8 protein-coding genes and 1 pseudogene are annotated in these 10,379 nt (G+C 72.3%); 8 read left to right on the top strand and 1 reads right to left on the bottom strand.

Going from position 1 to position 10,379, the window contains the following annotated elements; genetic code table 11:
• From ACRDTB_RS35275 to ACRDTB_RS35245, 7 genes and pseudogenes are all read left to right on the top strand, one after another.
• Positions 1-586 (top strand): TIGR03084 family metal-binding protein (locus ACRDTB_RS35275; RefSeq protein WP_431436590.1); only part of this gene is annotated, 586 nt, incomplete at its 5' end.
• Complete coding sequence (locus ACRDTB_RS35270; RefSeq protein ID WP_431436589.1) at positions 583-2,256, top strand: acyclic terpene utilization AtuA family protein; 1,674 nt, start codon at positions 583-585, stop codon at positions 2,254-2,256. The genes ACRDTB_RS35275 and ACRDTB_RS35270, both read left to right, overlap by 4 nt.
• Before the next feature lie 8 nt (positions 2,257-2,264).
• Positions 2,265-3,407, top strand: a pseudogene (locus ACRDTB_RS35265) (acyl-CoA dehydrogenase family protein); the annotation flags it as partial.
• Between the two features lie 77 nt (positions 3,408-3,484).
• Complete coding sequence (locus ACRDTB_RS35260) at positions 3,485-5,083, top strand: acyl-CoA carboxylase subunit beta (protein ID WP_431436588.1); 1,599 nt, start codon at positions 3,485-3,487, stop codon at positions 5,081-5,083.
• A gap of 5 nt (positions 5,084-5,088) precedes the next feature.
• Complete coding sequence (locus tag ACRDTB_RS35255) at positions 5,089-7,050, top strand: biotin carboxylase N-terminal domain-containing protein (protein WP_431436587.1); 1,962 nt, start codon at positions 5,089-5,091, stop codon at positions 7,048-7,050.
• Between the two features lie 112 nt (positions 7,051-7,162).
• Positions 7,163-8,335: an acyl-CoA dehydrogenase family protein gene (locus ACRDTB_RS35250; RefSeq protein WP_431436586.1), complete on the top strand. Its 1,173-nt coding sequence runs from the start codon at positions 7,163-7,165 to the stop codon at positions 8,333-8,335.
• 87 nt (positions 8,336-8,422) lie between these two features.
• A complete protein-coding gene (locus tag ACRDTB_RS35245) occupies positions 8,423-9,052 on the top strand; it encodes a TetR/AcrR family transcriptional regulator (protein ID WP_431436585.1) in 630 nt (209 codons plus the stop codon).
• Here ACRDTB_RS35245 and ACRDTB_RS35240 read toward each other — a convergent pair.
• Positions 9,049-9,246, bottom strand: coding sequence for a hypothetical protein (locus ACRDTB_RS35240; protein WP_431436584.1), 198 nt, complete (start codon positions 9,244-9,246; stop codon positions 9,049-9,051). The two genes, ACRDTB_RS35245 and ACRDTB_RS35240, sit on opposite strands and share 4 nt — an antisense overlap.
• Positions 9,247-9,374: 128 nt before the next feature.
• On the opposite strand from ACRDTB_RS35240, the gene ACRDTB_RS35235 reads away from it, so the two are divergent.
• A partial coding sequence (locus ACRDTB_RS35235) for a HelD family protein (RefSeq protein WP_431436583.1) occupies positions 9,375-10,379 on the top strand: 1,005 nt, incomplete at its 3' end.

The following is a 10,379-nucleotide window of genomic DNA, read 5'->3' as shown; positions in this document are numbered from 1 at the left end:
GGCCGAGCGGGCCGAGCGGGCCGAGCGGGCCGTGGACCGGGCCGCCGCGAAGGGGGCGCGGATGCCACCCGCCGAGCTGCTCGCCGGCTGGCGGCTCGGGCGCGAGGAGCTGGCCGGCGCCCTCGAACGGGTGCCGGACGGGACCAAGCTGCTCTGGTACGGCCCGCCGATGTCGGCCGCCTCCATGGTCACCGCCCGGATGATGGAGACCTGGGCGCACGGCTACGACATCGCCGACGCGCTCGACGTGCGGCGCGAGCCGACCGGGCGGCTGCGCCACGTCGCGCACATCGCGGTGCGCGCCCGCGACTTCGCCTTCGGCACGCGCGGGCTCACCCCGCCCGCCGAGCCGTTTCGGGTCGAGCTGGCCGGACCGGGCGGCGAGGCGTGGACGTGGGGACCGGCCGAGGCGGCGCAGCGGGTCACCGGGCCGGCGTTGGACTTCTGCCTGCTCGCCACCCAGCGCGTCCACCGCGCGGACACCGCACTCGCGGCGACCGGCGCGGACGCGGACCGCTGGCTCGACATCGCGCAGGCCTTCGCCGGGCCACCGGGTGTCGGGCGCGACGTGGGGAGCAGGGCATGATCCGCATCGGGAACGCCTCGGGGTTCTACGGGGACCGGTTCGCCGCGCTGAAGGAGATGCTCACCGGCGGCGAGCTGGACGTCCTCACCGGCGACTACCTCGCCGAGCTGACCATGCTGATCCTCGGCCGCGACCGCATGAAGGACCCCGACCGCGGCTACGCCCGCACGTTTCTGCGCCAGCTCGAAGAGGGCCTCGGGCTCGCCGTCGACAAGGGCGTCACGATCGTCACGAACGCCGGCGGACTCAACCCGGCCGGCCTCGCGCGGGCGGTCCGCGAGCTGGCCGAGCGGACCGGGCTCGACGTCAAGGTGTCCCATGTGGAGGGTGACGACCTGCTGGCCCGCGGCTTCGAGGGCGCGCTCACGGCCAACGCCTACCTCGGCTGCTGGGGGATCGTCGAGTGCCTGAACGCGGGCGCGGACGTCGTGGTCACCGGCCGGGTCACCGACGCCTCGCTCGTGGTCGGCCCGGCGGCCGCGCACCACGGCTGGGGCCGCGACGACTTCGACGCGCTCGCCGGTGCCACGGTCGCGGGCCACGTCATCGAGTGCGGCACCCAGGCGACCGGCGGCAACTTCGCGTTCTTCACCGAGCTCGCCGACCTCGCCTACCCCGGCTTCCCGATCGCCGAGATCGACGCCGACGGGTCGGCGGTCATCACGAAGCACGCGGGTACCGGCGGCGCGGTCACCGTGGAGACCGTCACGGCCCAGCTGCTGTACGAGATCGGCGGCCCGCGCTACCTCGGACCGGACGTCACCAGCCGGTTCGACACGATCGAGCTGGCCGGAGCCGGCCCGGACCGGGTCGGGATCAGCGGGGTGCGGGGGGAGGCACCGCCCGAGACGGTCAAGGTCTGCGTCAACACCCTCGACGGGTTCCGCAACAGCATGACGTTCGTCCTGTGTGGACTCGACATCGAGGCGAAGGCCGCACTGGCCCGCCGCCAGCTCACCGACGCGGTCGGCGCCGAGGGTCTGCACTGGACACTCGCGCGGACCGACCACGAGGACGCGGAGACCGAGCAAACGGCCAGCGCACTGCTGCACGTCACGATCAAGACCCCGGATCCCCAGCGCGCCAAGGCGTTCTCCCGGGCGTCGGTGGAGCTGGCGCTGGCGTCGTACCCGGGCTTCACGCTCACCTCGCCACCCGCCGACGGCACTCCGGTCGGCGTCTACCGCCCCGAGTACGTGCCCCAGCAGTCGATCGAACAGGTCGCCGTCCTCCCCAACGGCGAACGCCGCCCGATCCCCCCACCCCCCAACCTCGCGAGTCCAACACTCCCGACCCGCGAGTCCAACGCCGCGGACGCGCGAGTTCAACATTCCGGACCGACCCGCCGGGTCCCGCTCGGCACGATCGCCGGCGCGCGGTCCGGCGACAAGGGTGGTGACGCGAACCTCGGCGTGTGGGTCCGCGACCCGGCGGCCTACCCGTGGCTGGCACGCGAGCTGACCACCGACCGGCTGCGTGAGCTGCTGCCGGAGGCCAAGGACCTGGACATCGAGCGGCACCCGCTGCCCAACCTCGACGCGGTCAACTTCGTGCTGCACGGCCTGCTCGGCCAGGGGGTGGCCGCGTCCACCCGGTTCGACCCGCAGGCCAAGTCGCTCGGCGAGTGGCTGCGGTCCCGGCTCGTCGACGTCCCGGAGGCTCTCCTGTGAGCGACCGCATGACAGACCCCTTCGACACCCCGGAGCGGCGGGCCCTGCGCGAGACGACCAGACGGTTCGTGGAGAAGGAGGTCATCCCGCACCTCGACGAGTGGGAGCGGGCCGGCGAGCTGCCCCGTGAGCTGCACCGCAAGGCCGGCGAGCTGGGCCTGCTCGGCGCGTCGTTCCCGGAGGCGGCCGGCGGCGGGGGCGGCGACGTCGTCGACGCCATGACCATCACCGAGGAGATCCACTACGCGGGCGGCTCGGGCGGCCTCGTGGCCGGCCTGTTCACCTCGGGCATCGCGCTGCCGCACATCGCGCACGCGGGCGATCCCGCGCAGATCGAGCGCTGGGTGCGGCCCACCCTCGCCGGCGAGCTGGTCGGCTCGCTCGCGGTCACCGAGCCCGACGGCGGCTCGGACGTCGCGAACGTGCGCACCACGGCCAAGCGAGACGGCGACCACTACGTCGTCAACGGCGCCAAGACGTTCATCACCTCCGGCACCCGGGCCGACTTCGTCACCACGGTCGTGCGCACCGGCGACGCGGGCGCGCACGGCCTGTCGCTGCTGGTCGTGGAGAAGGGCACGCCGGGGTTCACTGTCACCCGCAAGCTCGACAAGATGGGCTGGCTATGCTCCGACACCGCCGAGCTGTCCTATGTGGACGCACGGGTGCCGGTGGCGAACCTCGTCGGCGCGGAGGGCGAGGGGTTCGCCCAGGTCGCCACCCACTTCGTCAGCGAGCGGCTCGCCCTCGCCGCCCAGGCCTACGCCACCGCGCAGCGCGCGCTGGACCTGACCGCCGGGTGGTGCCGGCTGCGCGAGACGTTCGGCCGGCCGCTGATCTCCCGCCAGGTCGTGCAGCACAAGCTGACCGAGATGGCCCGCCGGACCGACGTCGCCCGCACCTACGCCCGCCACGTCGCCGTCCGCCACACGTGGGGCGAGCCGGTCGTCGCCGAGGCCTGCTTCGCGAAGAACACCGCGGTCGAGGCCGGCGAGTGGGTCGTCAACGAGGCCGTCCAGCTCCACGGCGGACTGGGATACATGCGGGAGTCCGAAGTGGAGCGGCACTACCGGGACATCCGGATCCTCGGCATCGGCGGCGGCACCACCGAGATCCTCACCGGACTGGCCGCGAAGGTCCTCGGGTATACCCGCCAGGAAGGCGTCCTTCACGGCGCCCAACGTCAGGAAGGCGTCCTTGCTGGCACGTCGCGGAGGGACGAGCGGACGTGACCATGCTGCGCTCCACAGTGGACACCAGCACCGCCGAGTTCGGAGCGAACCGGGAGGCGATGCTCGCCAAGCTCGCCGAGATCGAGGCCGAGCACGCCAAGGCGGTCGCGGGCGGCGGCGAGAAGTACGTCGACCGGCACCGCCAGCGCGGCAAGATGCTGGTCCGGGAGCGCATCGAGCTGCTGCTCGACCCGGACTCGCCCTTCCTCGAGCTGTCCCCGCTCGCCGCGTGGGGCAGCGACTACCGGGTAGGCGCCAGCGTGGTCACCGGCATCGGCGTGGTCGAGGGCGTCGAGTGCATGGTCAGCGGGAGCGACCCGACCGTCAAGGGCGGCGCGAGCAACCCGTGGACGGCGAAGAAGTCCTACCGTGCGGCCGACATCGCCGCGCAGAACCGGCTCCCGGCCATCCACCTGGTCGAGTCGGGCGGCGCGGACCTGCCGACGCAGAAGGAGATCTTCATCCCGGGCGGGCGGATCTTCCGTGACCTGACCCGCGCGTCGGCCGCCCGGATCCCGACCGTGGCGCTCGTGTTCGGCAACTCCACTGCCGGCGGCGCGTACCTGCCGGGCATGTCCGACTACGTGGTGATGGTCAAGGAACGCGCAAAGGTGTTCCTCGGCGGCCCGCCGCTGGTGAAGATGGCGACCGGCGAGGAGTCCGACGACGAGTCGCTCGGCGGCGCGGAGATGCACGCCCGCACGTCCGGCCTCGCCGACTACCTGGCCGAGGACGAGCGGGACGCGATCCGCATCGGCCGGCGGATCGTGGCGCGGCTGAACTGGCGCAAGCAGGGTCCCGCACCGGCCAACGACTACGCCGAGCCCGAGTACGACGCGGCGGACCTGCTCGGCATCGTGCCCACCGACCTCAAGGTGCCGTTCGACCCGCGTGAGGTGATCGCCCGCGTCGTGGACGGCTCGGACTTCGACGAGTTCAAGCCGTTGTACGGCACCAGCCTGGTCACCGGCTGGGCGCGGGTCCACGGCTACCCGGTCGGCATCCTCGCCAACGCGCGCGGGGTGCTGTTCAGCGAGGAGTCGCAGAAGGCCGCGCAGTTCATCCAGCTGGCCAACCAGATCGACACGCCGCTGCTGTTCCTGCACAACACGACCGGGTACATGGTCGGCAAGGAGTACGAGCAGGGCGGCATCATCAAGCACGGCGCCATGATGATCAACGCGGTGTCCAACTCGACGGTCCCGCACATCTCGATCCTCATGGGAGCGTCCTACGGCGCGGGGCACTATGGCATGTGTGGGCGGGCGTACGACCCGCGGTACCTGTTTGCCTGGCCGAGCGCGAAGTCCGCGGTGATGGGCCCGCAGCAGCTCGCCGGCGTGCTGTCCATCGTGGCCCGGCAGGCGGCGGCGAGCCGCGGTCAGGAGTACAGCGAGGAGCAGGACCTGGCCATGCGCACGATGGTGGAGAACCAGATCGAGGCCGAGTCCCTGCCGACGTTCCTGTCCGGCATGCTCTACGACGACGGCATCATCGACCCGCGGGACACCCGGACCGTGCTCGGCATCTGCCTGTCGACCATCCACAACGGACCGATCAGTGGCGCCGGCGGCTTCGGCGTCTTCCGGATGTGAGGGCCGTGATCACGTCATTGCTCGTCGCCAACCGGGGTGAGATCGCCCGCCGGGTGTTCCGCACGTGCCGCTCGCTGGGCATCTCGACCGTCGCGGTGCACTCCGACGCGGATGCCACCGCCGCGCACGTGCGTGAGGCCGACGCCGCCGTGCCGCTGCCCGGCACCGCGTCCGCCGACACGTACCTGCGGGCGGACCTGCTGGTCGCGGCGGCCCGCGAGTCCGGCGCGGACGCCGTGCACCCCGGATACGGCTTCCTGTCGGAGAACGCGGCCTTCGCCCGTGCGGTGCTCGGCGCCGGTCTGACCTGGGTCGGCCCGCCGCCGGGGGCCATCGAGTCGATGGGCTCGAAGATCGAGGCCAAGCGGCTCATGGCCGGGGCGGGCGTGCCCGTGCTGTCCGAACTGGACCCGGCGGCGATCACGGCGGCGGACCTGCCGGTGCTGGTGAAGGCGTCCGCGGGCGGCGGCGGTCGGGGGATGCGGGTGGTCCGCACGCTCGGCGAGCTGGCGTCCCAGGTGGACGATGCGCGGTCCGAGGCGGTCGCCGCGTTCGGCGACGGCGCGGTGTTCTGCGAGCCGTACCTGGAGACCGGGCGGCACATCGAGGTGCAGGTGCTGTGCGACGCGCATGGCACGGTGTGGGCGGTCGGCGAGCGGGAGTGCTCGATCCAGCGGCGCCACCAGAAGGTCGTGGAGGAGTCGCCATCGCCGCTCGTGGCGCGCGTCGCCGGGATGCGTGACGAGCTGTTCGCCGCCGCCCGCAACGCGGCCAAGGCCATCGGCTATGTCGGCGCCGGGACCGTGGAGTTCCTCGCCGACTCCGACGGCCGCTTCTACTTCCTGGAGATGAACACCCGCCTGCAGGTCGAGCACCCCGTCACCGAGTGCGTCACCGGCCTGGACCTGGTGGAGCTGCAGCTGAGTGTCGCGGAGGGACGGTCGCTGCCGGCCGGCCCGCCGGAGCCGCGCGGGCACGCGATCGAGGTCCGGCTCTATGCCGAGGACCCCGCCGAGGGCTGGCGCCCGGCGAGCGGCACGCTGCACCGGTTCGACGTCCCTTCGGTGGCGGCCGAGTTCGTCCCGCTGGCGAAGGGGATTCGGCTCGACTCGGGCGTGGCGAGCGGCGAGGTGGTGAGCCCGTACTACGACCCGATGCTCGCCAAGGTGATCTCGGTGGCGTCCACTCGCGACGCCGCCGCCCGCGCGCTCGCCGCCACGCTTACCCGTGCCCGCGTTCACGGCGTCACCACGAACCGCGACCTGCTCGTGCGGATCCTGACCCATCCGGCCTTCCTCGCCGGCGACACCGATACGGCGTTCCTCGACCGGCACGGCCTCGACACGCTGGCCGCGCCGCTGGCGTCCGAGGAGACCGTGCGGCTCTCGGTGCTGGCCGCCGCCCTGGCCGACGCCGCCGCGAACCGGGCGGGCGCGACGGTGTTGGGTCGGATTCCCAGCGGCTGGCGCAACGTCGTCGCCGGGCCTCAGGTCAAGACCTACCGGGCCGGCGGTGACGAGCACGAGGTCCGCTACCGCCTCACCAGGACCGGGCTGGATGGGCCCGAGGGGGTCCGGCTGGTCGAGGCCACCCCCGGGTCGGTCGTGCTCGACGTCGACGGCGTGCGCCGCCGGTTCGAGGTCGCCGCGTACCCCGGTCTGTCCTGTGTAGACTCTTCGCTCGGCTCGGTGGCACTGACCCCGGTCGAGCGGTTCGCCGACCCGGCCGCTCAGGTCGCCGCCGGGTCGCTGCTCGCGCCCATGCCCGGCACGGTCGTCCGGGTCGCGGTCGAGCGGGGCGCGACGGTGACCGAGGGACAGCCGCTGCTGTGGCTGGAGGCCATGAAGATGCAGCATCAGATCAACGCCCCGGCCGACGGTGTGGTCACCGAGCTCGGCGTCGGCGCGGGGGACCAGGTCGAGGTCGGCCGCGTGCTGGCGGTCGTGAGTGCCGAGGGGGAGTCGTGAGCGGGAGTGCCGGAGCCTGGAAGGACGCCTTCCGGACACTGGACGCCCGGAAGGACGCCTTCCGGGCATTGGCGGCCGGCCATGAGTGCCGGGAGCAGCGGAGGAGCGAACCATGAACACGGCCATGAACGCCTACCTCGAGTCCGAGGAGCGGCAGGCGCTGCGGGCGGCGGTCGCTGACCTGGGCAGGCGCTACGGCGGCGAGTGGTTCCGGCGCAAGGCCCGCGGCGGCGAGAAGACCACCGAGCTGTGGGACGAGGCCGGCAAGCTCGGCTACCTCGGCGTGAACGTGCCCGAGGAGTACGGCGGCGGGGGCGGCGACATCGGCGACCTGGCCGCGGTGGCCGAGGAGCTGGCGGCGCAGGGTTGCGGCCTGCTGCTGATGGTCGTATCGCCGGCCATCTGCGCGACGATCATCACTCGCTACGGCACCGAGGACCAGAAGCGGACCTGGCTGCCGCGGTTCGCGGACGGCTCGCTGCGCATGGCGTTCGCGATCACCGAGCCGGACGCCGGGTCCAACGCCCACAAGCTGACCACCACCGCCCGCCGCGACGGTGACGGCTGGGTCCTCAATGGACGGAAGGTGTTCATCTCCGGCGTGGACGAGGCGGCCGCCGTGCTGGTCGTCGGCCGTACCGAGGACGCGAAGACCGGCCGCCTCAAGCCGGCGCTGTTCATCGTGCCGACCGACGCGCCCGGCTTCGAGTACCAGCCGGTCGAGATGGACATCATCTCCCCGGACAAGCAGTTCATGCTGTTCCTCGACGACGTGCGGCTGCCGGCCGACGCGCTCGTCGGCTCGCAGGACGCGGCGCTCATGCAGCTGTTCGCCGGCCTCAACCCGGAGCGGATCATGGCCGCGTCCTTCGCGATCGGCATGGGTCGCTTCGCGCTGGCCAAGGCGGTCGAGTACACGAAGACACGGACCGTGTGGAGCTCGCCGATCGGCGCGCACCAGGGCGTGGCGCACCCGCTCGCGGAGGCGAAGATCCAGCTGGAGCTCGCGAGGCTGATGACCCAGAAGGCCGCGGCGCTGTACGACTCGGGCGACGACGAGGGCGCGGGCGAGTCGGCGAACATGGCGAAGTACGCCGCCGCCGAGGCGACGGTCAAGGCGGTGGACACCGCGATCCAGGTGCACGGCGGCAACGGGCTGACCACCGAGTACGGCCTGGCCGCGCTGCTGCCGGCGTCCCGCGCGAACCGGATCGCGCCGGTGAGCCGGGAGATGATCCTCAACTTCGTCGCCCAGAACACCCTGGGCCTACCCAAGTCCTACTGAAAGCCAGGTTGGCACCAACCGCACCCAAGGGGAACGTGACGCAACCCAGCCACTGGTACGCACCGAACTGGAGGCTACCAACCCATGGTGACCAAACGTCTTAATCGCGGGGAGGCGGGAAGGCCCCGGCAGGACCGCAGCCGCGCCACGCGGCGGCGGCTGCTGGAGGCGGCGATCGAGTGCCTGGCCGAGGTCGGCTGGTCGGGCAGCACGGTCGCGGTGGTGGCCGAGCGGGCGGGCGTGTCCCGCGGTGCGGCCCAGCACCACTTCCCGACCCGGGAGGATCTGGTGACCTCGGCGGTCGAGTACGTAACGGAGGAGCGGCTGGCGCAGCTGCGCTCGTACGCCCGGGACCTGCCGCGCGGGCCGGGCCGGACCCAGGCGGTGATCGACATGGTCGAGCACATGTTCACCGGCCCGGTGTTCCGCGCGGCCATCCACCTGTGGGTGGCGGCCTCGTCGGACGAGAAGCTGCGCGAGCGGGTGCTGGTGCTGGAGGCGCACGTCGGACGGGAGACCCACCGGGTGGCGCTCGAGCTGCTGGGTGTGGACGAGTCGGTGCCGGGCGTGCGCGAGGCGGTGCAGGCGACGCTGGACCTGGCCCGCGGCCTGGGCCTGGCGAACCTGCTCTCGGACGACAGCCGGCGCCGGGCGCGGGTGCTGCGCCAGTGGGCGACCATGCTCGACGCCGCCGTGGCGGGTGCTCGCATCGCCTAGATTCGCTTGCTGGCCGGGACGACCGGGCCCTCGCCGAGGCCGGTGTCGCGGTTCGCGTTCGCGGGCGCGCGGGGCGGGCCGAGGGTGAAGCCGAGCGCCGCCAGGAACAGGCCGACCGCGCAGGCGTCCGGGTGCGGGTGGCGCAGGACGGCGTCGACCACGCCGGCGAAGTGGAGCACGCCGGTCTCGTCCACCGGGTCAGGTCCCGGATCTGAATCTGCCAATCGGCGCTTGACAACCGGGTGATAATCAATTGCTCGGCTATTTCGAGATGATATGAGAAATGCCGGGAACGCGATGATTATAGCGATGAGAGGCGCATTTGTCAAAGGCAGAGAATTCGAGAACACGGTACGATGCCGAGCTGGCCGCGGAACGTGAGCACATCGCGTTTCTGTACGGGAGACTCGACGCGGAGCGCGCGGCGGCGTCCGCCGAGCTGTCCGGCGTGCTGCGCAACGGCTCGGCCGAGACCACCGAGGACCTGTGGCAACGCGACGTCGCGGCCGGAACGCTCAACGACCGGCTCCGGCGGCTGCGGGTGGCCGACAGTGGGCTGTGCTTCGGCCGGCTCGACGGGTGGTTCGACACGGATACCGATACCGGCGACGTGCTCTACATCGGCCGAATGGGGCTGTTCGACGAGGACGACGATTACCGGCCGCTGCTGACGGATTGGCGCGCGCCGGTCGCCCGCCCATTTTACTGTGCCACCGCGGCCAATCCCGAGGGGGTCACCCGCCGCCGCCATTTCCGCACGCAGAGCCGGCGAATACTCGATTTCCACGACGACATCCTCGACCACGGCGTGGCCGACGGCGACGAGGTCCTGCTGGCCGCGCTGACCGCTCCGCGCGGCGAGACCATGGGCGACATCGTGGCCACGATCCAGGCCGAGCAGGACGAGATCATCCGGCTCGGCCGGACCGGCGTGGTCGTCATCGACGGCGGGCCCGGGACCGGCAAAACCGTCGTCGCGCTGCACCGGGTCGCGTACCTGCTCTACGCCCACCGCGAGCGGATGTCCCGCCGCGGCGTGCTGATCATCGGCCCCAACCCGGGCTTCCTGCGCTACATCGGCGATGTGCTGCCCTCGCTCGGCGAGACCGACGCGGTGTTCGCGACGCCGGGGGAGCTGCACCCCGGGCTGGAGACCTCGGCGACCGACCCGCCCGCGGCCCGGCGGGTCAAGGGCGACCTGCGGATGGTCGACGTGCTGGCCGCGGCCGTCGCCGACCGGCAGGAGCTGCCGGAGACGCCGATCGAGATCGCCCTGGACGACGTTACCGTCGAGCTCGACGCGGCGACGGTCGCTCGCGCCCGGGCC

The sequence above is a fragment of the Actinophytocola sp. genome (assembly GCF_050699935.1).
GTDB lineage: Bacteria > Actinomycetota > Actinomycetes > Mycobacteriales > Pseudonocardiaceae > Actinophytocola.
The sequence above is the reverse complement of the archived record's forward strand: the minus strand, read 5'-3'. Positions and strand labels throughout refer to the sequence as shown.